This window comes from Saccharobesus litoralis (genome assembly GCF_003063625.1).
GTDB lineage: Bacteria > Pseudomonadota > Gammaproteobacteria > Enterobacterales > Alteromonadaceae > Saccharobesus > Saccharobesus litoralis.
This window is the reverse complement of the sequence record NZ_CP026604.1, coordinates 2,927,195-2,950,325: the sequence shown is the minus strand read 5'-3', so window position 1 is coordinate 2,950,325 and position 23,131 is coordinate 2,927,195. Positions and strand designations below refer to the sequence as shown.

The following is a 23,131-nucleotide window of genomic DNA, read 5'->3' as shown; positions in this document are numbered from 1 at the left end:
CAAATCAGCATAGCGACCTTAAATAGGGGCTTGAAGGTAAAGATTTCCGCATTAACCCGAAGATTTGCATCTTTAAAAAATAAACAATATCAATCGAGTCATAATGCAACTAACAAGATCTGCTCCTAGATTCTTAAATAGGGAATGTAAATGTTCCTATATTCTCATTTAGCAAACCCGTAATTATAACTTCACCGTTATCCACAGTTATTTTGTGTATATCGTGATGAACTTTAAATGGATCAGGCTCACATTCATACAATACTTTCTCCAATCCAATATTTTTGTCACCTCGACTACATTGAGCTACCAACTGGAAACTGTTATATCTATATCTGAATATTAGATAGCCATAGTTAGCAAATTGCTTTGACTTCACGTCATAATAAATAGCCAACTTAAACTGCTTTTCAATGGTTTCTTCTAATTCAGCTACTAATTCGGTTTTAAATTCTTGGTCTATTTTTTTGAAACCTTCAAAATATTTTCGGATAAAGTAACGGTGTACTTCATTTTCATTACTGAAAAATTCCAAACCTCTAAATTCATTGGTTAAATTAACGCAGTACGCCCTATCACCGACAGTGCACATGTCATATTTCGCACCTTCTTGAAATACAATTCTGTTAAATCGCCCCAGATTAATTTGCTTTTTTTTCATTAAATCTGAAATAAATAACGTTAAATAATTAGATAAAAACTGGTACTTCGACCTAACCATTGGTGAATAGGCAGAAGACTCCAAAGTCATATACACTTGGTTAACTATCATCCTACAACCTCTTGTGATAGAAAGGATCTGTTAAATTCTCAGGTTTTAGATGTTTAGCATTGAATTTTTCTAGTTCTAGTATTTTAGCCCTTGCACCGGTCCAGCTGGGATTTCCGCTATAATCGTAGTCACAAAATCATCTTTACCCCACTTTCGTCTTAGCTTTTCTGAACTAGAAGACCAAACCACCCTACGTCAATTCCGTTCATTAAATCCAAGACAAGACATAATGCAAATATCAAGACCTGATGGCTCTTAAACCACCTTACGGGGTACGTTTAAAACACTCTCCCGATATAAAGCCTTCAGAATCAACTTCTAGAATTTGCTCTAAGTCGATCAACAAATATTTCTCATCAGTATTCACAATTTTCAATTTTGCAAAAACTTTGATTCGTTTTCCATAACACAAACTTAAATCAACATAGCTACCATCACTAATTTGACCAGCTAATAAAATTCTAGAAGAGTCAAATTTCAAGTAAGAATCTTCTTCTTTTTCCACAAGCCAATGAACAAATTTTTTACCTTGAAAACCTTTACCACGGACGACCCAAAAGCCTTCGATAGATATTTTTTTTCATCAAATTGTCGAAAGCCATCAAAAAGATTTTCAAATGATACTGGTTTATAACCCTCATTTTTTTGACAACCACAGATTATAAATAAAAATAAAATGCTAACTAAAACTCTGTTCAATCTTTTTACTTCCATGGTGCTACTCCTTTTTCATTATAGTATCGCCATGCCGATACAAATGATACTCAGCAAACTTATCAGGGTTTAAATAGTTTGGTCTCATTACTATTAGCTCAGCTGCATCCACTCATACTGAAACGATTTTTGATAAGGGGAAATTATATTTAGTTTGTAATTATGCCACCAGAGAATAAAAAATCTAATACTTTGACATATTAGTTATATAAGTAACATCAATGCCACTACAGCTTTTCGTGACAACAGATAGGATAAAAGATGGCCAATATATTCCCTTATTCAGCCACCTTAACGACAGGTATTAATTGCAGGTTTTAATAACAGGTATTAACTGCAGCCTTTAACTGCAGAGACTAACAATAAGCTATTCAAACTTAGCCCTGCATATCTTCAAGCTCTACGCCTTTGGTTTCGTGTACTAGCTTAAATACAAAACCAACTGAGATCAGTGCGCATATTGCATAGAAGCCGTAAGCACCGGCTAGGCCAATGGAAGCCAACATAATTGGGAATGTCATAGTAATGGCAAAATTCGCTCCCCATTGTGCTAAACCGGCTATTGCTAAGCCTGAACCACGAATTTGATTGGGGAACATTTCGCCTAGCATCACCCACATTACAGGGCCCCAAGAGATATTAAAAAAGAATACATAGGCGTTAGCCGCTATTAAAGCCAAGGTGCCTAAGCCACCTAGTACCAAGTTACCGTTAGGGTCAGTTGCCGAGTTAGCAAAGGCAAATACCATGGCCGCTAAGGTAATTGTCATACCGATAGAACCAATCACTAATAATGGTTTACGGCCAACTTTGTCGATAACGGCCATGGTGATAATACAAGCGGCAATACTCACACCGCCACTGATCACATTAATTAATAAGGCATCGCTTTCTGAAAAGCCTACGGCTTGCCAAAGCACCGCACCATAATAAAACACGACGTTGATCCCAACCAGTTGCTGGAATACGGCTAAACCAATACCAACCCAAACGATTGGGCGAACTTTGCCAGAGACTTTGTCGATTAAGTCAGACAATTTAGGGCGATGATGATCTTTGGCTAGTGACGCATCGATTTCGTTAACTTTTAAAACTGCATTGTCAGAGCCGTATAATTTAGCCAACACTTTTTGCGCAGCCTGTTTTTTACCACTGGCTACTAAAAAGCGAGGGCTTTCAGGAATAAATAATAAAGCGAATAAAAACAAAGTCGCTGGTGCTAATTCTATCCAAAACATCCAGCGCCATGCTTCAAAATTTAGCCATAATGGTGTCACCGCAGAACCGGCCACATCAGCAAGTAAGTAATTGCTAACAAACGCCATAAACAAACCAAAAATGATAGCGACTTGTTGGATAGTAGTCAGCATACCGCGGTATTGCGCGGGAGCGACTTCACTAATATAAGCGGGGGCCATGACGCTAGCAGCACCAACAGCCAAGCCACCAATAATTCGATAAATAACAAATTCAAAAGATGAGCCCGCAACGCCAGAGCCCCAAGCGCTGATAATAAACAACACAGCGGCAACAATAAGCAAAGCGCGACGTCCATAAACATCCGCTAAAGTACCGGCGAAAAACGCACCGACGGCACAACCCAATAGCATGGAAGCTACATTAAAACCTGTGCCAACGCTGTTGGAATTAAAAGCTTGCTGTAAGCCATCAACCGTGCCGTTGATCACTCCACTGTCAAAGCCAAACAAAAAACCACCTATAGTGGCAATACAACTAATAAAAACCACAAAGCCGATATTTTCGCTATTGGTAACAGCGGGTTGGATTGGTGTTGTGTCTACATCATTTAAATCAAGGCTATCGCTACTCATGAGATCCCCTTTGTACTTTAACGCTTGGCAAAACCCAAAACCTTCTTAAGCACGTTAAAGCTTTGTTAAGATAATTAACGAGAAAATGCCGTTTTTTCAACAACAACACAAGTGATAAATATTGTAATTAGTGTGCAATATTTCACAATTTATATATGAGTTTAACACTTCAAATAATTAGTGGTTTGGGGTTGGTTAAATCGCATTAATTTTAGGTAATTGCAAAAGTGACATTAGGTTGATGTTACGCGATGAGGATGCGTTGAGATCGCGCGATTGACAGGGGGGAATTGGTATCCAGCGGCATTGTGTTGAATTAAACAGCTAAAGCAAATAAGGAAAGAATGTGAATCTACTCACATTATGTTCAAACTAAATAAAGTCCGACCTAAAATATCCGATACATAAGTTGCATCACAGTTAATTGTTGTAAACCAGTCGTCCCGAGTTTAATTAGCGAGTGTTATTATGTTGTTGGATTCAGCGTCACCGAAAAAAAATAATATTAAGCCATGGCAGGATACCAAGGTCGAATTAGCACCGCAGTCCAGCCATATATCTCGTCAGTTTTCTGATATTTTAGCCACCTACAAAAAACTCACTGATGAGTCTGTAGACTTTTTTTCTGGCTATAAGAGTGATTATCAGCAACTGAACGACATTAACCGCACCTTGCGACAAAACCAGTTGTTGCTTAATCAAATTAAAGCCCAGCATAAAGGTAAACTGCGTGCAGCAGCAAGCCCAAGCAAAATCCCAGTAAAAAGTGTCGCGCGGCTTGAGCAACAAGTACTCGATCTAAAAAAACAGTATCGCAACTTAAACCAGCGTTTAAATCAAGCTAAGCAACAACGTTGGTATATGCTCGATAAAATTGTGCGCAAAATGCTAACTTTGCTCATTTCCAATAAAAGCGCAACTCAGCTACTCGGCACTATTTTATTGTCAGCCCCCTTACCCGAAGAAAAGGTGCGCTGCTCACGTAACGAAAGATACAAGCCTTTGTATATTGCGGCTTTAGTCACCACTTTTTTTCAGCACATTCAAGCGGATTACACTTTTGAAGACGACTATATTCGCGAAGTAATGGATGCTTTAGATGCCGATATTCCAAAAGAAGAGCAAAGCGACTACAAAGAAGACATTCTGGCGCCTTTAATAAGCGCCATGCTATTACAAACCATAGGTAGTTATGCGCCTGAAGCGGAAAATATTTTTCGCGGTGACCGGTTTAGAGCATTAAATAAAGAAGAGCGTAAATTACTTAATAAAATAACCAAGCAAAAATCGCTTGAATATATTCAGCTCGCTTTAGGCGTGCCTGAACAAAAATTTGTTTCACGCCAAGAATCAGAATTATATCAGTTTCAGCAAACCAAGCGTTTGCAGTTTATGCAAAGCTTAATTTTACACCGCGACAAATCAGATTATGAGTTGCGTGATCTAATGCAGATCCCCATGGTTTACACCAGTTATTTACTGTCGACTAAACCAGAATTTGAATACGACACAACCATAAAAGCTTATCAAACCATTGAAATGGCCATTACGCGTAAATTGTATTTTAGCGACTACGCCAAACGCTTTTTAAACTTAGTGGGGCGCTTTCCACTTGGCTGTGGTATTTATTTTTACTCTGAAGATACCAACACGGTTGAAAAAGCCATTGTCTGTTCACTGCAGCCTGAACATGCAGATGAACCCGTCTGCAAGCAAATCACCCGTTATCAAATGCAGTCGTTAAGCCATAGTGAAATAGTGGTAAGCCGTAAAAACAATGTGTTTTTTCCGACGCAAAGCACCAAACAAACAGGCCGTGCTTTACAAGCCTTTTTAAAAACCCACAAAACCCCAATATGGAACGCAAACGAAGTGTGGGATGTGCAAGTGCCTTCAAGCCGGTTTTGGTCTAAAGACGGTCAATGTCGTTATGTTTGATTAAGACGGCAAAATGTAGATTAGCTGGCCCAGTACTACTCTAGCTTTAATAAAGTACCGTCTTTCCTGCGTAGGCAGGAACCCAGTGGCTTTTGCTTAAACCAGGCTATGTTTATCCAACAATAGTCGCTAGATCCCCGCATGCGCGAGAATGACGAGGGTATTTTCCTAAGCCATGGTGATAATATTTCAACTCATTGACGTAAAGAGCGCTTCTGAAATTTGTGTATAAGAGTCAGACATTAGTCCCTGTCTATTCTTATACACAAATATTAATTATCTCAAGCTAACCAAAAGTCGAAGAAAAATGCGGATTAGCAAGTAGTACTTAGTGGTTAAAAAAGTACCGTCTTTCCTGCGAAAGCAAAGCTACCGCGTCCTGCTATCGCCCCTCGCTTAAAGCGCCTACTTTTGGTACCTGCATCCATGCAGGCAGGAACCCAGTGCCTTTTTCTTAAACCTATCAATGTTTATCCAACCAAGGTCGCTAGGTTCCCGCATGCGCGAGAATGACGAGGGTAATTACCTAAACCATGGAGATAAAAACCTAACTCATTGATATAAAAACGCATCTGAGATTTTATTGGATGTTACAAACATTTAAGAAGCTTGAGCATGTTGCTAAATTGAGTCATACAAATCTCGCCAATAAGGATTAAATTCCTCAATTAGTTTAACTTTCCAACTCCTTTTCCACTTTTTTAGACATTTTTCTCTGGAAATAGCTTCATACATGCTTGAATGGTTCTCATAATAAACCAACATATAAACTTGATATTGCTTAGTAAAGCTATCAACTAGGTGATTTTTATGCTGCCATATACGAGTTTTAAGATTACTCGTAACCCCAATATATAAGGTTCCGTTACGTTTTGACGCTAAAATATAAACAGCTGGTTGTTTCATCCTTAAAATAACCAATTCTAGATCTATTACAGACAATAATTACATTTAACTTATACACACGCAATAAATACGCTTCAATTACTTAAAAGCCAAGCCTGTGTTAAGCGAGGAAAAGGTTGAGTGAAGAAAAGGTGAGCGAAGAAAAAGTTGACACAACCTGGTCAGACCTCTAAATTTTACAGACCTTTATTTTTTAATAGGTGTCGCTTTGCCAACCTTGAATCAAGCTAACTGGCAACTAAAAGCCTTTGCTTGGCGTTATGTGCCTTTGATTGCCTTCCATAGGCCCAAAATACTCATGCTGAGTGACGATGCGATAGCGTTAAGGATCAAATTAGGCTGGCTGACTCGTAACCATCTACGCAGTATGTATTTTGGCTCCTTGTGTGTGGGGGCTGATTTAGCCGGTGGCTTTTTAGTTTATGTGATGGCTCAGCAACAAAAACTCAATTTGTCATTTGCGTTTAAAGCGGTACAAGCCGACTTTATCAAACGACCTGAAGCCGATGTTGTCTTTACTTGTCAAGCCGGTCAACAAATTGCTATGGCACTGCAACAAGCTATCTCTAGCCAGCAAAGAGTCAATATTCCGGTTAATGTCAGCGCTCAATGTCCGTCGATTAGTGACGACATAGTAGCGAAATTTAGCCTCACCCTGTCGATTAAAATTAAGCGCTAAAACCTAATTAGGCGCAATACAATACTCTCTACCAATCAGCCAATGCGGGTAATGAAAACTCGTCTTCCTGCACGGCCAATATAACTTGTTGCGGTTGTATTTCTACCAAGCGTACATTAGGTGCGACCATTTCACCTTCTTTTACCACTCTGCCGTTAACCTTTATCCAACGCTCACTGGCAATTGACGAGTAAATATGAGTTTGAAAACTCAAACTCGGCACTTGTTGTTGAATGCTTTGTGGCATATCCACTAACGGCGCGACAATGTCGGCTCGCTGCGCTTGATAGATCTCTTCATCGGATAATTGCATGGTTTCAGCTACGGCGCGTTCAAACTGCTTGAGTAACCTTGAAGATATTTCAGAGGTTGATTGACTCGCCAAGGTGTCATTGCCGGTTAGCAAGGTACCTGATTCTGCTTCCGGTTCAGCTTGCTGAGCAACGCTTGTTTCGGGTATTTGACTTGTCTTGTGTTTTGTTTGATTTGAATTTTTGTCTAAACGGCTTTGCTTGGTACTTTTATCCGTTAGCGACTCGGGCTGTTTGCTAGCCGGTTTTAGGTTTTGATTAAACTGATTGGGGTTAGCAAATGCACTCGCGAATACATCAGATTCTGATTCTTTACTTACTATTTTTGCAGCCTCTGTTTTTGTCGCTTGCGGCTTTTTATCTAAAGTCGGCTCAGTTAGCTCTGTAGTTGATAATGTCTGCGCTGCTGCTCGACTAGCACTTGAATTTTCACTGTTAGCTTGATTAGCACTGGCTTGCTGCGCTGGTGATTGTGGTGGCGTCTGTAATGGCGCAGAAGAGGCAGTAGCAGAAGGGTTATTTATCGCAGCAACGGTAGACGTATTCTGCTGGCTATTGCCAGAAAACTCGCGACCCAATAAAAATGCCACCGCCAAAGCCAACACCACACAAACAACTATTAACGCGAGATTAGCTGTATTTGGCTTGCTAGCAGATTGCTCAATTTCATCGTCTACAACATCAACATGGATCTGCTCAGATAATATACTAGGCAACTCTTGCTGCTGATCGCGTTCAGATTTTTTCAGCGCATCTAATAAATAAGACATTAACTGCCTCCTTGAAACACGCTGTCGAGCGACGCTTGCTTAGTAGCGGTTAAAGTTGGGCCGTCATTGCTATTTTGATGATGCAAAGCAATTAAGGTTTCCTCATCAGCAAATGGAGTTAAAGCCAAACCTAATTCATTTTGAAATTGATGTAACTTGCGCTGTAACTGACTGTCAAAACTACCTATTTTTCGTGCACGACGATTTTGTTGAAACGCCAAACTGTTTTCAAGCCATTGCAAACTTTCAATACCACTGTTGGCATCTATTTGCCCTTGATAGCCTTCTGGTTGCTGCCAAACAATAACCGCCCCACCACGCCAATATTGATCAAACCAAGTGCGATCAACTTGATGTTGTTGGCCAGCTATCACCACTGAAAAAACATTGTTTTGCAAGCTAGCATGTTCAAGTACCCCATAAAACACCTCGCCATTGGCTTGGTAAAGTTGTAATAACGCTGGGTAATTAAGCGAAACTAAATTAGGTAAGTTTCCTTTGCTGGAGTAACAATTTAACTGCCATTCATTAATTTGTTGGCAGGGCTCTGTCATTTCGCCGTCAATTTCAACTCGCCACGCTTGTAGTAAGTGTTTAAACGCTAATGCCGATGAGCTCGCTTTGGCAAAATCAATTTCAACGGTCGCAGGTTGCGCGTCCATCGCTTGTGCGGTTTTATTTGAGTTTTGATTTGTGCTGTTGTCTGCGTCATTAATGCTAGTCGTAGTGCTGGTTGTCGAGTTAGTCTTAGTAACTGGCGTTTGCACAGATACAGTCGGTTCGCTAGTACTACCCGCTTGACCGAGCCACCAACCGGCACCTAAACAAGCACAAATCCCCACAGCTGCAATCAGTTGCCACTGACGACGGCTCAAAGCTAAGGGCTTATCAATAATCGCATCTTGACCTAATGCCTCTACCGCCGCTTGGCGAATAATTTTAGCATCGACCTTAAGCTTACTTTGACCATAGGCACCCATTAAGGCTCGATCACATAACAAATTAATGATCCGCGGGATCCCTCCGCTTAACGCATGAATTTGTTTAATGGCCGATTGGGTAAAAATACTGCGCTCACACCCAGCTACCGCTAAGCGGTGCACAATGTACGCCGCCACCTCATTAATGGTTAATGGCAGCAAATGGTAACGGGCGGTAATGCGTTGCGCCAGTTGGCGTAACTCGCGACGCTTTAATAAATCTTGTAATTCAGGCTGACCAATTAAAATCACCTGCAATAATTTTTTGGTATTGGTTTCTAAATTGGTTAGCAGACGTAATTGCTCAAGTACTTCAGCACGTAAATGCTGCGCTTCGTCAATAATCAATAACGCATTTTTATCAGCTTTATGATTGGCTAGTAAAAAATCGCGAATGGAGTCGGTCAATTGTTTTAGCGTTGCATCAGCTGGGGTTTTAATTTTTAGCTCATCGCAGATCGTCGCCAATAACTCATGTTCAGACAAAGTGGGGTTTAAAATAAACGCCACTTGAGTATCGTCAGGCACTTGCTCTAACAAGCATCGCGATGTGGTAGTTTTACCGGTACCCACTTCACCGGTTAATAGCACAAACCCGCCGGTTTCACGCAGGCCAAACATTAAATGCGCTAACGCCTCCTTGTGGCGATCACTCATAAATAAATATTGCGGATTGGGCGCAATCGAAAATGGCGTTTCTTTTAAACCAAAAAATCCTTTGTACATAACGCAACGAAGCCTAGAATAACGAAAACCTTGGCGTAGACAGCAAAATAACCTGCAAGTTCATTTATGTTGTACTAGCGCCAACTAACAAGATTGAGCCAATATTAGAGATATGAGCCCCAAAAACCAAGCCCAGATCGAAGACAAACGTTATTTAGTCGGCGGTGCCGTGCGAGATCAATTGCTCGGCATTAAAATAAAAGACAAAGATTGGCTCGTGGTTGGAGCAACTGTCGACGAAATGCTCGCCGCCGGTTATCAACAAGTTGGCAAAGATTTCCCGGTTTTTTTACACCCGCAAAGTAAAGAAGAACATGCTTTAGCCCGCACAGAGCGCAAACTGGGTAGTGGCTACACCGGCTTTAATTGCTACGCTGAACCCGATGTCACGCTTGAAGAAGATCTACTGAGGCGCGATTTAACCATCAATGCTATGGCACAAGATCAAGACGGGCAAATAGTAGATCCCTATGGCGGTCAACAAGATATTGCCAACAAATGTTTACGTCATGTGTCGCCAGCCTTTGTTGAAGATCCATTACGCGTATTACGGGTCGCTCGCTTTGCCGCCCGTTTTGCTCACTTAGGTTTTAGCATAGCCAATGAAACACAAGCGCTAATGCAAACCTTAGTCGCGTCAGGAGAACTTAATACCCTCACCGCTGAACGCGTCTGGCTAGAAACCAGTAAAGCGTTACAAGAGCCAAGCCCACGTATTTATTTTGAAAGTTTAAAAGATTGCGGGGCATTAAAAATATTATTTCCTGAACTGGATTGTTTATGGGGCGTACCCAACCCCGCCAAGTGGCACCCAGAGATCTGCTCTGGTGAACATACCATGTTGGTTTTACAACAGGCTTGTAAATTCAGTGACGATTTAGCCGTGCGTTACGCTGCCCTATTGCATGATTTAGGCAAGGGTGTCACCCCCAAAGAAGAATGGCCAAGCCATCACGGCCATGAAAAAACGGGAGTACCATTAGTTAAACAAGTCAGCGAACGCTTACGCGTGCCCAATGAATATAAAGATTTAGCTATGCTGGTTAGTGAATTTCACTTACACACCCACAAGGCATTCGAATTAAAAGCCAGCACTATATTAAAGGTTTTCAATCGTATGGATGTATGGCGCAAACCGCAACGCTTTGAACAATTTTTACTCTGTTGTCATGCAGACTTCACCGGACGCCTACATTTTACTGACCGCCCGTACCCGCAAACCGATTTTCTGCGAGAATGTCTTAACGCCGCCAGTCGTGTTGATATTCAAACCATACTGGCCACAGGTGTTAAAGGCGCTGCGATCCGCGATGAATTAAATAAACAACGTACTCAACAAATTATGCAAATCAAGCAAGGCTATCAAACGGTAATTTAACCTAAGTTTAACCGCAATTTCGCAGCAATATTGCCAATTGAGGTCTATGCTCAGTTACATAACCTAAGCTAATTTTTTGGAGTGTGTATGCCATTAGCGCGCCTGATGCCATATTGCTTATTACTGCTAACCCAAGCCGCCAATGCCGCAGATTGGAGTACCACTGAGCTACATTTACAATACGCGACATTTGACCGAGCTTATTCCAACCATCAAACACAAAGCACTATTTTAACCTTTCAACATGCTAGCGGTTGGCAATATGGTGACAATTTTTTCTTTATTGACCACGCCTCGCACCGTGCTAAAAGTAAACTAGACAGTGATGACAGCACCTTTTATGGTGAGTTTTATAGTCATTTAAGCCTAAAAAAAACCACAGGGATCGATGTTAGCTTTGGTCCATTAAAAGATATTGGCTTAGTCGCAGGCTTTAATTTTGCACCGGAAGTGGACACCCTCTATTACTTACCAGGTGTGAGAATAAACTTAGACTTACCTTATTTTGCTTTTGCTAAATTCGATATCACGGCTTATATCCACAATTCTGACCAACAACCTAAGCAAGAAACAGGCTATATGATGGACTTTGCTTGGTCATTACCCTTTGAAATAGGATCGGCCAAATTCAGTTTAACTGGCCATGCGGAATATATTAGCGACGCCAATATTAACGGTGGCGGTTACCGCCAGCCATGGCTACTGGCTCAGCCACAACTGCGCTACGACTTAGGCAATAACTTATGGAACAAAGCCGACCAACTCTACGTAGGAGTTGAGTATCAGATGTGGATTAATAAACTTGGCGACGATTTTACCGACGAGAATACTATACAAGCTCTGGTTGTTTGGCGCTTATAGCATAGCCTTCTCGCTCAGATTTTATGGTTCATTGTCAGCGCTTACTCGCCCCAATCACATAATAGAGCATATGCTCATGGGGATTCGAAGCTTGCCTGCATGGATGCAGGTAAGGGGCGTGAGCAGGACGCGGTAGCTTTGACGGCTTCCCCTAAAACCCGATCGCTTTGGCTATAAAGCTAAACACATAGAAAATGAGCAAGAGTCCCCCAACTTGCTCATTTATATACGTATAGTACTTATTCAGCCTAATGAATTTGATAAGCCATAGGTCATTGAATACCTTTGAATAAGGTAATTAACCTACCGACATTTGTAGAAAAATAGCGGTTTTCAAAAATCAATTTTTTGTGGGCGAGCATTTGCCTGCATGGATGCAGGTACTTAAGATTTATCGGGAATAAAAATCTTGTATGCTTGCAGAGCCTGCCAACCTTTCTATCCAAAAAACAAAATTTTCTAAATCTAGCAATCAATTACTGCCGATTGAGCGCTGGCTTTACTCTCTGAACGTTGGTTAAATTCGTTATACAATTTAATCGATAAAATCACACCCGCTAAAACAAAAGTAACCATGTTGGCAACTATCATAGCGGCGTCTTGTTTTATCAAACCGTAAACTAACCACCCAGCAACACCTAGGGTAAAAATACTATACATAGCTAACGAAAGTGATGCGGTATCTCGTGTTTTGATCACTTGAATAGCTTGAGGTAAAAATGAAAATGTCGTTAAAAACGCTGAAGTAAAGCCAATAATTTCAATTGTCGTCATAATATTCACCTCTAAATCAATAATGACAAAAAATAACAACGCGATAAGTCCTTTCCACCTACCTCGTTAAAAGTTGCGGCTATTTTAAACAGCACCTTGCTAATTCGTTATGGTTTAACCTATCATTATTTTTATCCATTTCTATCATTGTTATATTTTAGTAAAAAATGCATCAATATTGTGATTGGCCCGATTTACTGGAAATAGGCCCAGAATGTGACGAAAGATTTGTTGAGTACGACAAAGTGCCGGAAATGCAGCCACTGCGAGCCAAAGTATCTGGTATATCTAACTTAGCTGGGCGTTATCGCGTGGCCCGCTCAAAGCCAGAATGGCATGGCATTGTGTTTACCGTGGCCGGTGTAGTGGAGCTCTATACTGAGCAAGGACATCAAAGTGTTGAAAAATGCCATTTAATTGCGCTGCCAGCAGGCAAACCGTTTGTTATGGAGCTTGAGGCAAAACAACTCGATATTGTTTGGTTTCATCTCGACAGTTGCTCCCACTGGGACCGCTTAGTTAATTGTCTACCTAGCGTGTCTTTTTGTGATATGAACCAGCAAATATATCACTTACTGAGCCTCATATATTACGAAGCCAATGCCGAGCTACGCCAACCGGCTGTCAACCAGCTGCACACCTACTTAAATAAAACCTTAGATAAACCCAACAAATTGGCGTTGGAATCACAACGCATCTGGCAATTGGTACAAGATTTAGAAAAGCGCCTACATTACCCTTGGACGGTGCAAGAAATGGCCAAGCAGATCAATTACTCAACACCACATTTACATCGTCTATTTCAAAATCACTTCCAGCGCAGTCCGCTGCAGCAGTTGATTTTTTTGCGTATGGAACGCGCCAAATACTTATTACAAAATAGTGACTGGTCGATTGAGCTGATCGCCGAGCAGGTAGGCTATAGTGACGTATTTAATTTTTCTAAACGTTTTAAAAAATCGCTTGGCATCGCCCCTGGGCAATTTAGACAAAGGCAATTTAGACAAACAAAGCGCTAACAACCCTGAATAAACTTGAACGAAAAGACAACAAACACCTCGAACCAAAGCTTTCACGCGACAAACATACAAATTATAACTGTCAATTCAGGTTACAATTAGCAGCCAAATCTTAAATTAGAAGAACAGGAATGACCGTTACAGGACAGTACTCAGGGTTTTTATTAGCTTTTGCCGCCACCGCCATGTTTTCCACTAAATCCATTTTTATCAAATGGGCTTATCAATACGGTGTCGACACCACAACACTACTCACTTGGCGTATGATTTTCTCCGCCCCAATTTATGCGGTTATTCTATTATTATTGTGGCGCCAACAGCCCATTGCCAAGCAAGATAAATCTAGCTTATTGCCTGTCATTGCATTGGGCATATTAGGCTATTACGGTGCCAGTTGGTTAGACTTAGCTGGGCTCAATTACATTACCGCACATTTTGAGCGATTAGTGTTATACACCTACCCTATTTTCGTATTAATCATCAATGCTGTGTTAAACAAACGACCTTTTAATCGCGCTGAAGTTATCGCGCTTAGTGTGGTCTACACAGGCTTATTCGGTATTTTTGGATTTGATTTACAACGTCTTGGCCAAGAGGTGCTATGGGGTAGTTTATTAGTACTGGCAAGTGCAATTTGTTTTGCGGGTTATGTCGTCGGTAGTCAGCAATATAGTCGACGTATTGGCAGTAAATATTTTACCTGTATTGGTATGCTTGCCGCGAGCGCCGCAATTTGCCTGCATTTTTTAATTTACCATGATTTAGCTCAGCTCAATCAGCCGGTTGAAGTATTGTGGATCGCCTTAGCTATCGCCATCGTCGCTACCGTATTGCCATCGTTTTTAATGAACGCGGCCATTGCGCGTATTGGCGGCAATAAAACCGCGATCCTCGGCAGTAGCGCCCCTGTTATCACAACCTTATTCGCGGTTGGTTTTCTCGGTGAAGTATTTACTTGGGTTCATGCTTTAGGCATGTTTTTGGTGCTTTTAGGTATTAGCCTGCTAAGTAAAGCCAAAGCAACCTAAACTTATAGTCTTCTCGCTAAGGCCTTATGGTTCATTGTCAGCGCTTACTCACCCCAATCACATAATAGAGCATATGCTCATGGGGATTCGAAGCTTGACAGCTTCCCCTAAAACCTGATCGCTTTGACTATATTAAAGCGGCAGCAAGCGCTAAATAAGCGGGCGGGATTTGATCTAACCCGCTTTTTTATCCATATAGTAAAGACAGTAAATTGCGTTTTAAGGTAAACTCTCGCTATCAAAAAAGGTATTAGCCAGTTTCATGTCAGATCCAACTACAAATCCAGAACAAAATTCAGCCGAACAAGACACGACTCACTTCGGTTATCAAACAGTCAAAACCGCTGAAAAAGTCGATAAAGTAGCGGAAGTTTTTCATTCTGTTGCCGCGAAATACGACATCATGAATGACTTAATGTCGTTTGGTATTCACCGCTTATGGAAGCGCTACACTATTGATAATTCAGGCGTGCGCGCAGGACAAAAAATATTAGATCTCGCCGGAGGCACGGGTGATTTAACGGCTAAGTTTTCCCGTATTGTCGGTGAAAGTGGCCAAGTGGTTTTAGCCGATATAAACAATTCTATGCTGAATGTTGGCCGAGATAAACTGCGCAATAAGGGTATTGTTGGCAATGTTGAATACGTACAAGCCAATGCTGAAAGCCTACCTTTTGCCGATAACACCTTTGATGTGGTGACTATTGCCTTTGGCCTGCGCAACGTTACCAATAAAGATGCCGCCCTAAGTTCAATATACCGCGTATTAAAACCTGGCGGTCGTTTATTGGTGCTAGAATTTTCCAAACCCACGCACGAAGCATTAAGCAAAGCTTACGATACCTACTCATTTAAAATACTGCCGAAAATGGGCGAACTGGTGGCGAACGACAGCGAAAGCTATCAGTATTTAGCTGAATCAATTCGCATGCATCCCGATCAAGAAACGCTGCGCGGTATGATGGAGCAAGCTGGGTTCGAAGAATGTAGTTATGCTAATTTAACCGGTGGTATTGTCGCATTACACAAAGGGTTTAAGTTCTAATGCCAGCCGCGGCTATCATTACAGGTATTGTCGAACACACGCTAAACGCTTGGTTGCAACAAAGCCAAGCGCGAGTTCAATTACCCACTAACTTAGTAGACCAGCAAGTTGCTGTGCTACTCACTGACATCAAGCTCCAACTCAATTTTGCCATCAATGCCCAAGGCGAAATTAGTGTATTAGCTAACGTTGATTCTGCCGATTGTAAAATCACCACGCAAATTACCACATTACAAAAACTGCAAGACAGTAGCCAGATCACCAAACTGATCAAATCTGGCGAATTGGATATTGAAGGTGATGTACAGCTAGCGCAAAGTTTTGCCGATTGGTTAAAGTCTAGCTTATCGCGTTGGCAAGATGTACTTGCTGGCTTAGTTGGCGACATCGCCTGCTATAAATTAATTCACGCAGGTGAGCAGGCACAACAGGCTATTAGCCAACGGGTTGAGCAGGAAAAGGCCACGGCATTAAATGCCATTTGGCACGAAAAGCGCTTAGCGCCGCATCCTGATGAATTTGACGTTTTTAGCCTCGAAGTTAATGTTTTACGCCAAGACTACGACAGGTTAGCCGCTCGCACTAAACGTCTTGCCAAACTCATTGAACAATCGCCAAAACAATAATAAGGGATCTCGTGCGTATTACCCGTCTTTATACCATAGTCAGTACGGTCTTAATTTATGGCTTAGATGATCTCATTCCTGAGCGATTTAAGCCTTGGTATGTCAAAGCGTTGCGCGCCAGTTTATTTTGGTTACGCAATAAACACCCAGATAAAGCCTTAGGCGTGCGCTTACGCTTAGCGCTGCAACATTTAGGCCCGGTTTTTATTAAATTTGGCCAAATGTTGTCGACGCGACGTGACCTAATGCCGGTAGATATTGCCAATGAGCTAGCTTTGCTACAGGACCAAGTACAGCCATTTTCAGGCCAGCAAGCGAAAAAACTGATTGAACAAGCTTGGCAAGTCTCTGATATTCATCAAATTGTTGAATCCTTTTCTATTGAGCCTTTGGCATCAGCCTCTATTGCGCAAGTGCATACCGCGACCCTTAAAGATTCCTGTTCGTTTGCGCATAAAGATATCGTTATCAAAGTCATTCGTCCGGATATTGCTCGGGTTATTAATGCCGATATAGGCTTAATGGAAGTCATGGCCGAGTTTGTCGCGCGCTTTTTACCTGATGGCAAACGCTTACGCCCAATCGAGGTTGTACGCGAATACGAAAAAACCTTAAAAGACGAGTTGAATCTAATGCGCGAAGCCGCCAATAGCATTCAACTTAGACGCAATTTTGAAGAAGACGAGCGTTTATACGTACCGGATGTTTACTCAGATTTATGCCGTGAAAACATTTTAGTTATGGAGCGTATTTACGGCATACCTGTCGCGAATGTCGACGAACTGGTAGCCAACGGCACTGATATGAAAATATTGGCCGAGCGCGGTGTTGAAATATTTTTCACGCAAGTTTTTCGCGATAGCTTTTTCCATGCCGACATGCATCCAGGCAATATATTTGTCTCGTATGAAAACCCTGAACGCCCAACTTATATCGGTATCGACTGCGGTATTGTCGGAACACTAAACAAAGATGATAAACGCTATTTAGCGGATAACTTTATCGCCTTTTTTAATCGCGACTATCGCAAAGTTGCCGAGTTACATGTGGATTCAGGTTGGGTACCGCCCCATACCAATATTGAAGAATTTGAATTTGCTATTCGCACCGTATGCGAACCCATTTTCAACAAGCCTCTGTCTGAAATTTCTTTTGGCCATGTATTAATGAATTTATTTAATACCGCTAGGCGATTTGAAATGGAAGTACAACCGCAATTAGTGTTACTGCAAAAAACCTTGCTTTACATTGAAGGCTTGGGTCGCCAGCTTTATCCACAACTCGATTTATGGACCACTGCTAAACCCTTTTTAGAGAACTGGTTACGCGATCAAATTGGTCCTATGGCTATTTGGCATCACTTAAAAGACAACGCGCCATTTTGGGGTGAAAAACTGCCCGAGATCCCTGATCTCGTATATGGCATGCTCAAGCATCATAAAGTTCACCAACAACAGCAAACCTTGTTGATCCAAACATTAAACGAACAACTCACCGAAAAGAAAAAGAATATTCTGCCGCAAATCGGCCACGTGCTAGCCATTGCCGCAGCAATTCTATATAGCCAAAACCCAGACACGAATATTATCTGGCTAGCGCTAGCTGCAGTTGGGTGTTGGAGTAGTCATTGGTTTAAGAAAAGTTAGACTGGTTATAACCGGCCTAACTTTCACCAGCCCAATTTTTGCAGAATAGTTAAATTTAAAACCATTCGCCAATTGATAGGGGTGATTTTACATCGGCAAACCTTGTGTTAGCCGAAATAAATTCGGCCCACAATGGTTCCGATTATTTATCTTGCAGGCATCAAGCATAAATGCTCGCCCACAGTTAACACCCTCAAAAACTTAATACTATAAAACAGCCTTTTTCACAAAAGCCTATAGATTAATTGCCTTGTTCGGAGGTATGAAACGGCCTTTGGCTTGTAAAACCAGCTACACTGAATAATTACAATTGAATTAGCCCTAACTTGCGGCTAATTCAACACTTTCATCTTCTTTACAGGTGCGAGTGTAAATGGTTTCACCAATGGCATAGCGCACCGAGAAACTCTTCTTAACCCCTTTGCAAGGGTCGCCAAATGTCGCATTGTCGGCGAAAATACGTGTTGGGCCAACGGAATCCAGCAAAGCACTCACCTTAGCGGTAACATCAAAGCATCCTTTGCTACAACCATACACAGCCCCCAAAACGTTAATCGTTGGTGCCACCAACGACAAGTCGACTTCTTCTCCTTCCATGGCAGCCAAACTATAATTTTGTCCTTGATAATTAAATTGAATAGCAAAAGATTTGTTGACGGCTTTATCTGGGTTACAGCCCATATGATCATTACTGACTTTAAATTTTACCGGCTCTCCTTTGGCCAGCAATTCCGTCACTAAAGCTTGTACTATGCAGGTCACATCAACCGATTTATTAACCGAGCCATAATTAGCCCAAATAACAATAAACTCTGGCATGCTATTAACAGCTTGTTCTGCAGTGGTCTGGGTGGTGGCGGTTTGCTGTGGTGAATTGGTATTGGCTGGAGTTTCGCTCATCATTAACCTCGTTATTTTCATCATTAGATTCGATCGGTTCTAGTCTAAAAAGACAATCCTGAAAATACTGAGGTTAATCCACGAAACACTATCCGTGATTTGCCGGTATAGTCAAAGCGATCGGGTTTTAGGGGAAGCCGTCAAAGCTACCGCGTCCTGCTCACGCCCCTTACCTGCATCCATGCAGGCAAGCTTCGAATCCCCATGAGCATATGCTCTATTATGTGATTGGGGTTGCCTAAAGGGATTTAGGTAGTAGGACGACGCAGGAGCCAAAGTCGAGAGTAAGCGCTGACAATGAACCATATGGCCTGAGCGAGAAGACTATATTTTATCGGCTTGGCGCTGTCACAAACTGCCAATCCAATACTGGCAACTTAACCAGCATAACCGAGTCTTGCTTAAAACGACTGGCATAGCTGGCCGCAACAGTTTGTGCTTTAGGTAAATCCGCCTCAGGTATTATTATCGTAACGATTTTCGAAGGCTCTGGTTTACCTAAATAATAGCCCGTTGAATCAACAATATTAAAACCTTTAAATTGCTGAGTGATCACCTCATCAACAAAAGCTTGCCACTGCTTAGCTGTGACTAAGCCACCGCTTGGTATCGATAAACCAAAATATAAACGCACTTTAATAGTTTGAGATTGGAGACTTTTTGCTGAAACAGATGAAACACTATCAAGTGAGTCTTTGACTGCTTGTTGTTTATAAGTCGATTGACAGCCAATAAGCCATAACCCACAAACTAACGCCACCATCAATTTTGTCACAAACATACTATCTTCCTTAATTTATCCCTTCTCTAGGTTGGTTTAATAACCTGACAAGGGTTACCAACCGCAACCACGTTAGCGGGAATACTTTTTGAAACCACAGAGCCTGCGCCAATCACACTGCCTGCGCCTATGGTTACACCTGGCAATATTATGGCTGCACCACCTATCCACACATCGTCTTCAATTGTAATTGGCAAGCAAAACTCAACACCGCTTGCACGTTGTGCAACATCCACCGGATGACCCACAGTGTATATTTGCACATTTGGCCCAAGTTTAACTCGCTGGCCAATATGAATTGGCGCAGCATCGAGTAAGGTACAACCAAAGTTAAAATACACGCCATCAGCTAAGTGAATATTAAAACCATAATCACAATGAAAAGGCGGTTCAATATAGTAGTCACTCTGTTTTGATAGATTAGAATCCAACAACTGGCTTAAAATTGACTTTTGCTGTTTGCCTCGGCCCGATGCTAACACATTATACTGAGCACACAATTTGTGGGCTTTAAGGCGCGCTTTAATTAACTCGCTATCTGCTGCATCATAATATTGCTCTGATAGCTCCACGCTATGTTTGTCTTGCTTATTCAACTTATTCATACTCTTCAGGCCTAAGTTTTATATCCATCGCGTTTATATTCCATCGCACTTATGTTGCGCCCTTGGCGGCGATATGCTGTCAATTTAGCCAATAATAGACTGGGTAAATTTTCTACCTCGACGCAACAAAAACCCAGTTTTTGATACCAAGGTACTAAATGTTGATAAGGAAAGGTATAAACCGGCTTTGCACCAAATTGATCCAATTTATTGAGCGCTGAGCCAAGCAAATGAGTCCCAATACCTTGACCTTGATAAAGCTCAGATACCAACACACCAGTTAACAACCAAGCATCCTGTTGCGCACTAAAGCGCAACGTGCCAACAATATCGTTGTGCTTCCTTGCAACCCAGATCAAATCAGACTTTATCGCTGAACCACGCCCATTATTGGCTCGATAAAACTTATTGACCAAAGGTAATTTAACGGGTTCCAAAGGCAGGTATTGCAAAGATGTTGTCATTAAAGGTTTAGCCTTTTACGTTTTCTTGCTCAATTATGGGGCTGCATAAAATTCATGCGTAAAAGTCGTACAAAGCGACAAAAACTGTGCAGAAAACAACAATATAGTAAAGCATAACCAACGACAAATTATAAACTTTACCTTTTAAAATCAACAACCTAAAACCATTAAAGTTGTTCTGGCACATTATCTGCTTACTCTAAGTGTAGAACTGAAATTTAGAGTCATTTCAGCTCAACGTTGAGCTACTGAAGCACAGATGCTTTGAATCGACATTCCCCCTCCAACAGTTCTGTCTGTGGCGGCTATTGTCTATTCACATCAGTTTTTAACTTACAGTAGTGTCAGCGCCCGTATTTTATCAGATCATCCTATCAAATGTTCTCAAAACCGCGTTACCTACTGTGTACGGAGAAGTTTTGAGGCGAAATATGAGTCATCCCATTATTGTCGTTGGTACGGGGCCGGTCGGCATTCGTTTTATCAAAGAGCTACGCAAGCTTGATGCTGAAACGCCGATTTTATTATTTGGTAACGAACCATGGCAACCTTACAACCGAGTTAAATTATCGTCGTTGTTAGCGAATGAAATGTCGTGGGACGACATTACCAGTAAAGATTGGGCTGCGATCCAAACCGACAGCAATACCACGACTCATCTCAATTGTCCGATCAATAGTATTGATAAAGAAAAGCGCATCGTTGTTGATGCCGATGGGGTTGAGCACCATTATAGCCAATTAGTCATGGCGATAGGATCGCGCCCATACATACCTAATATTCCAAATGTAGAAATGACAGGTGTGTACACCTTTCGCGACCTAAACGATGTGCAAGCCTTAATTGCCCGTAATGTGCGCAGCCGCCATATTTGTGTATTAGGGGGTGGTTTGCTAGGGCTTGAAACAGCGAAAGCGCTCTGTCGCCATAATACCCAAGTGACCGTTATTCAACGCTCGTCACATTTAATGAATAACCAATTAGATGAAACCGCCGCCGCGCTACTACAAAAAACCGTTGAAGCCGAAGGCGTAAACGTTATTTGCGGCCAGGGTGTGACCGAAGTTTTACGCGACGATAAGGGCTTAACAGGCATCAAATTCCGTAATGGTGAAGTATTTAGCTGCGACACGGTTGTGCTAGCCACCGGGATCATCCCCAATCGTGGTTTAGCATTAGAAGCCGGTTTAGCCGTCGGTAAAGGCATAAAAGTTAATAACAGCCTACAAACTTCTGATGACAGTATTTATGCCATTGGCGAATGCGCCGAGCATGCTGGAATGACTTATGGCTTGGTTGCCCCAGGTTTTGAGCAGGCCGCTATCGCGGCTCGACATATTTACGAAAACGACGACAAATCGAGTTACTTAGGCTCGACAACAGCCGCCGAATTAAAAGTGGTTGGCGAGCAAGTTTTCTCGATTGGTGAATTGTATGGCCCACGTGCACCGTTTGTTAAAGAATGGGTTTACAACAAAGATGGAGTATACCGCAAAATAATTACCCGTCGCGGCAAAATTATTGGTGCCCAAGCCGTTGGCGACTGGAACGAATCTAAACGCATTCAGGAAATGCTCACCACGAAAAAGCGCTTATGGTTTTGGCAATTATTACGCTTTCAATTTTCTGGCAACTTATTTCCTGAAAACGAAAACGCCATTCAAAATTGGCCAGACGACACCTTTATTTGCCAATGTATGGCCGTGCAAAAAGGCCGATTAATGAGTTGTGTGCAATCAGGCTGTAAAACCGTAAAAGATCTAGGTGCGCAAACCGGTGCTGGCACAGTTTGCGGCAGTTGCCAACCCTTACTTGTGCAATTACTCGGTGCAAAAGCTAAACGCGAACCGGATCCTAAATGGAAAGTGTTACTGCAAACCTGTACCGCCACATTAGTACTAAGCCTTGTGTTTTTACTGTTACCTGCGATTGCTTATTCCACCTCAGTACAGGGCATGAATTTAGACAAGCTTTGGGTCGATGGTCTTTACAAGCAAATATCAGGCTTTAGCTTACTCGCTCTTTCTGTGTTTATTACCTTGTTGTCGTTTCGTAAACGTATCAAAAAATTTAAATGGTTGTCGTACCCGATATGGCGGGTGATCCATACCGCGCTTGGCATAGTGTTACTTATGGTATTGGTCACCCATACCGGCCTACAAATGGGCAGTAATCTTAACTTTGCACTAATGATCAGTTATATCGCGGTGAGTTTGGTTGGGGTATTTGCCGGTGTATCTGTTGCCTTAGAGCATAAATTATCGGATAGCAGCGCCAAATTGTTTCGCAAGATGAGTTATTGGGGGCATGTACTCGCGTCTTGGCCTCTGCCGACTCTACTTACCTTTCATATTGTTTCTGTGTATTACTTTTAAG

Annotated in this window: 21 protein-coding genes; 10 read left to right on the top strand and 11 right to left on the bottom strand. The window is 41.8% G+C overall.

What is annotated here, in order from left to right:
- Nucleotides 1-133: 133 nt before the first annotated feature.
- From C2869_RS10520 to C2869_RS10505, 3 genes are all read right to left on the bottom strand, one after another.
- Nucleotides 134-661: a hypothetical protein gene (locus C2869_RS10520; protein ID WP_159084130.1), complete on the bottom strand. Its 528-nt coding sequence runs from the start codon at nt 659-661 to the stop codon at nt 134-136.
- A gap of 376 nt (nt 662-1,037) precedes the next feature.
- The gene (locus C2869_RS10515) at nt 1,038-1,277 is read right to left on the bottom strand and encodes a hypothetical protein (protein ID WP_108602893.1); all 240 of its coding nucleotides are present in this window, start codon (nt 1,275-1,277) and stop codon (nt 1,038-1,040) included.
- 586 nt (nt 1,278-1,863) lie between these two features.
- The gene (locus C2869_RS10505; protein ID WP_108602891.1) at nt 1,864-3,318 is read right to left on the bottom strand and encodes a sugar porter family MFS transporter; all 1,455 of its coding nucleotides are present in this window, start codon (nt 3,316-3,318) and stop codon (nt 1,864-1,866) included.
- Nucleotides 3,319-3,786: 468 nt separating this feature from the next.
- Here C2869_RS10505 and C2869_RS10500 point away from each other — a divergent pair, with 468 nt between their 5' ends.
- Complete coding sequence (locus C2869_RS10500) at nt 3,787-5,256, top strand: hypothetical protein (RefSeq protein ID WP_108602890.1); 1,470 nt, start codon at nt 3,787-3,789, stop codon at nt 5,254-5,256.
- 621 nt (nt 5,257-5,877) lie between these two features.
- On the opposite strand, the gene C2869_RS10495 is transcribed toward C2869_RS10500, so the two are convergent.
- The gene (locus C2869_RS10495; protein ID WP_108602889.1) at nt 5,878-6,162 is read right to left on the bottom strand and encodes a GIY-YIG nuclease family protein; all 285 of its coding nucleotides are present in this window, start codon (nt 6,160-6,162) and stop codon (nt 5,878-5,880) included.
- A 208-nt stretch (nt 6,163-6,370) separates the two neighbouring features.
- Here C2869_RS10495 and C2869_RS10490 point away from each other — a divergent pair, with 208 nt between their 5' ends.
- A complete protein-coding gene (locus C2869_RS10490; protein ID WP_228710652.1) occupies nt 6,371-6,841 on the top strand; it encodes a DUF4442 domain-containing protein in 471 nt (156 codons plus the stop codon).
- A 28-nt stretch (nt 6,842-6,869) separates the two neighbouring features.
- Here C2869_RS10490 and C2869_RS10485 read toward each other — a convergent pair whose 3' ends face one another.
- Both C2869_RS10485 and C2869_RS10480 read right to left on the bottom strand, forming a co-directional pair.
- Nucleotides 6,870-7,922, bottom strand: coding sequence for a general secretion pathway protein GspB (locus C2869_RS10485; RefSeq protein ID WP_108602887.1), 1,053 nt, complete (start codon nt 7,920-7,922; stop codon nt 6,870-6,872).
- Nucleotides 7,922-9,628, bottom strand: coding sequence for an ExeA family protein (locus tag C2869_RS10480; protein WP_108602886.1), 1,707 nt, complete (start codon nt 9,626-9,628; stop codon nt 7,922-7,924). Before C2869_RS10480 ends, C2869_RS10485 begins: the two co-directional genes overlap by 1 nt.
- A gap of 112 nt (nt 9,629-9,740) precedes the next feature.
- Here C2869_RS10480 and C2869_RS10475 point away from each other — a divergent pair, with 112 nt between their 5' ends.
- The gene (locus C2869_RS10475) at nt 9,741-11,006 is read left to right on the top strand and encodes a multifunctional CCA addition/repair protein (RefSeq protein ID WP_108602885.1); all 1,266 of its coding nucleotides are present in this window, start codon (nt 9,741-9,743) and stop codon (nt 11,004-11,006) included.
- 87 nt (nt 11,007-11,093) lie between these two features.
- Nucleotides 11,094-11,867 (top strand): outer membrane protein OmpK, encoded by a 774-nt coding sequence (locus C2869_RS10470; protein WP_108602884.1) that lies wholly within the window; start codon nt 11,094-11,096, stop codon nt 11,865-11,867.
- A gap of 465 nt (nt 11,868-12,332) precedes the next feature.
- On the opposite strand, the gene C2869_RS10465 is transcribed toward C2869_RS10470, so the two are convergent.
- Nucleotides 12,333-12,641 (bottom strand): SemiSWEET transporter, encoded by a 309-nt coding sequence (locus C2869_RS10465; RefSeq protein ID WP_108602883.1) that lies wholly within the window; start codon nt 12,639-12,641, stop codon nt 12,333-12,335.
- A gap of 167 nt (nt 12,642-12,808) precedes the next feature.
- On the opposite strand from C2869_RS10465, the gene C2869_RS10460 reads away from it, so the two are divergent.
- The 5 genes from C2869_RS10460 to ubiB all read left to right on the top strand — a co-directional run bounded on the left by C2869_RS10460 (nt 12,809) and on the right by ubiB (nt 18,005).
- A complete protein-coding gene (locus C2869_RS10460; protein ID WP_108602882.1) occupies nt 12,809-13,660 on the top strand; it encodes a helix-turn-helix transcriptional regulator in 852 nt (283 codons plus the stop codon).
- Between the two features lie 131 nt (nt 13,661-13,791).
- A complete protein-coding gene (locus C2869_RS10455; RefSeq protein WP_108602881.1) occupies nt 13,792-14,688 on the top strand; it encodes a DMT family transporter in 897 nt (298 codons plus the stop codon).
- A 262-nt stretch (nt 14,689-14,950) separates the two neighbouring features.
- Nucleotides 14,951-15,733 (top strand): bifunctional demethylmenaquinone methyltransferase/2-methoxy-6-polyprenyl-1,4-benzoquinol methylase UbiE, encoded by a 783-nt coding sequence (gene ubiE, locus C2869_RS10450; RefSeq protein WP_108602880.1) that lies wholly within the window; start codon nt 14,951-14,953, stop codon nt 15,731-15,733.
- A complete protein-coding gene (locus C2869_RS10445) occupies nt 15,733-16,359 on the top strand; it encodes a ubiquinone biosynthesis accessory factor UbiJ (RefSeq protein WP_108602879.1) in 627 nt (208 codons plus the stop codon). The genes ubiE and C2869_RS10445 overlap by 1 nt, the downstream gene beginning before the upstream one ends.
- Nucleotides 16,360-16,370: 11 nt before the next feature.
- Nucleotides 16,371-18,005 (top strand): ubiquinone biosynthesis regulatory protein kinase UbiB, encoded by a 1,635-nt coding sequence (gene ubiB / locus C2869_RS10440; RefSeq protein ID WP_108602878.1) that lies wholly within the window; start codon nt 16,371-16,373, stop codon nt 18,003-18,005.
- A 321-nt stretch (nt 18,006-18,326) separates the two neighbouring features.
- Here the strand turns inward: ubiB and C2869_RS10435 are convergent, their stop codons facing one another.
- From C2869_RS10435 to C2869_RS10420, 4 genes are all read right to left on the bottom strand, one after another.
- Entirely contained in the window at nt 18,327-18,908 is a 582-nt protein-coding gene (locus C2869_RS10435) for a hypothetical protein (RefSeq protein WP_159084129.1), read from the bottom strand.
- A 328-nt stretch (nt 18,909-19,236) separates the two neighbouring features.
- On the bottom strand, nt 19,237-19,686 hold the full coding sequence (locus tag C2869_RS10430) for a DUF3574 domain-containing protein (protein WP_108602876.1): 450 nt from the start codon (nt 19,684-19,686) through the stop codon (nt 19,237-19,239).
- Between the two features lie 26 nt (nt 19,687-19,712).
- The gene (locus C2869_RS10425) at nt 19,713-20,291 is read right to left on the bottom strand and encodes a sugar O-acetyltransferase (RefSeq protein WP_108602875.1); all 579 of its coding nucleotides are present in this window, start codon (nt 20,289-20,291) and stop codon (nt 19,713-19,715) included.
- Between the two features lie 11 nt (nt 20,292-20,302).
- A complete protein-coding gene (locus C2869_RS10420; protein WP_108602874.1) occupies nt 20,303-20,755 on the bottom strand; it encodes a GNAT family N-acetyltransferase in 453 nt (150 codons plus the stop codon).
- A 431-nt stretch (nt 20,756-21,186) separates the two neighbouring features.
- Here C2869_RS10420 and C2869_RS10415 point away from each other — a divergent pair, with 431 nt between their 5' ends.
- A complete protein-coding gene (locus C2869_RS10415) occupies nt 21,187-23,130 on the top strand; it encodes an FAD-dependent oxidoreductase (RefSeq protein ID WP_108602873.1) in 1,944 nt (647 codons plus the stop codon).
- The last annotated feature ends 1 nt before the right edge of the window (nt 23,131 follow it).

Coding starts and splice junctions, on each gene's coding strand:
- C2869_RS10520 (WP_159084130.1), bottom strand. CDS start 661: ATGAAAAAAAAGCAAATTAATCTGGGGCGATTTAACAGAATTGTATTT.
- C2869_RS10505 (WP_108602891.1), bottom strand. CDS start 3,318: ATGAGTAGCGATAGCCTTGATTTAAATGATGTAGACACAACACCAATC.
- C2869_RS10500 (WP_108602890.1), top strand. CDS start 3,787: ATGTTGTTGGATTCAGCGTCACCGAAAAAAAATAATATTAAGCCATGG.
- C2869_RS10495 (WP_108602889.1), bottom strand. CDS start 6,162: ATGAAACAACCAGCTGTTTATATTTTAGCGTCAAAACGTAACGGAACC.
- C2869_RS10485 (WP_108602887.1), bottom strand. CDS start 7,922: ATGTCTTATTTATTAGATGCGCTGAAAAAATCTGAACGCGATCAGCAG.
- C2869_RS10480 (WP_108602886.1), bottom strand. CDS start 9,628: ATGTACAAAGGATTTTTTGGTTTAAAAGAAACGCCATTTTCGATTGCG.
- C2869_RS10475 (WP_108602885.1), top strand. CDS start 9,741: ATGAGCCCCAAAAACCAAGCCCAGATCGAAGACAAACGTTATTTAGTC.
- C2869_RS10470 (WP_108602884.1), top strand. CDS start 11,094: ATGCCATTAGCGCGCCTGATGCCATATTGCTTATTACTGCTAACCCAA.
- C2869_RS10465 (WP_108602883.1), bottom strand. CDS start 12,641: ATGACGACAATTGAAATTATTGGCTTTACTTCAGCGTTTTTAACGACA.
- C2869_RS10460 (WP_108602882.1), top strand. CDS start 12,809: ATGCATCAATATTGTGATTGGCCCGATTTACTGGAAATAGGCCCAGAA.
- C2869_RS10455 (WP_108602881.1), top strand. CDS start 13,792: ATGACCGTTACAGGACAGTACTCAGGGTTTTTATTAGCTTTTGCCGCC.
- ubiE (WP_108602880.1), top strand. CDS start 14,951: ATGTCAGATCCAACTACAAATCCAGAACAAAATTCAGCCGAACAAGAC.
- C2869_RS10445 (WP_108602879.1), top strand. CDS start 15,733: ATGCCAGCCGCGGCTATCATTACAGGTATTGTCGAACACACGCTAAAC.
- C2869_RS10435 (WP_159084129.1), bottom strand. CDS start 18,908: ATGATGAGCGAAACTCCAGCCAATACCAATTCACCACAGCAAACCGCC.
- C2869_RS10430 (WP_108602876.1), bottom strand. CDS start 19,686: ATGTTTGTGACAAAATTGATGGTGGCGTTAGTTTGTGGGTTATGGCTT.
- C2869_RS10425 (WP_108602875.1), bottom strand. CDS start 20,291: ATGAATAAGTTGAATAAGCAAGACAAACATAGCGTGGAGCTATCAGAG.
- C2869_RS10420 (WP_108602874.1), bottom strand. CDS start 20,755: ATGACAACATCTTTGCAATACCTGCCTTTGGAACCCGTTAAATTACCT.
- C2869_RS10415 (WP_108602873.1), top strand. CDS start 21,187: ATGAGTCATCCCATTATTGTCGTTGGTACGGGGCCGGTCGGCATTCGT.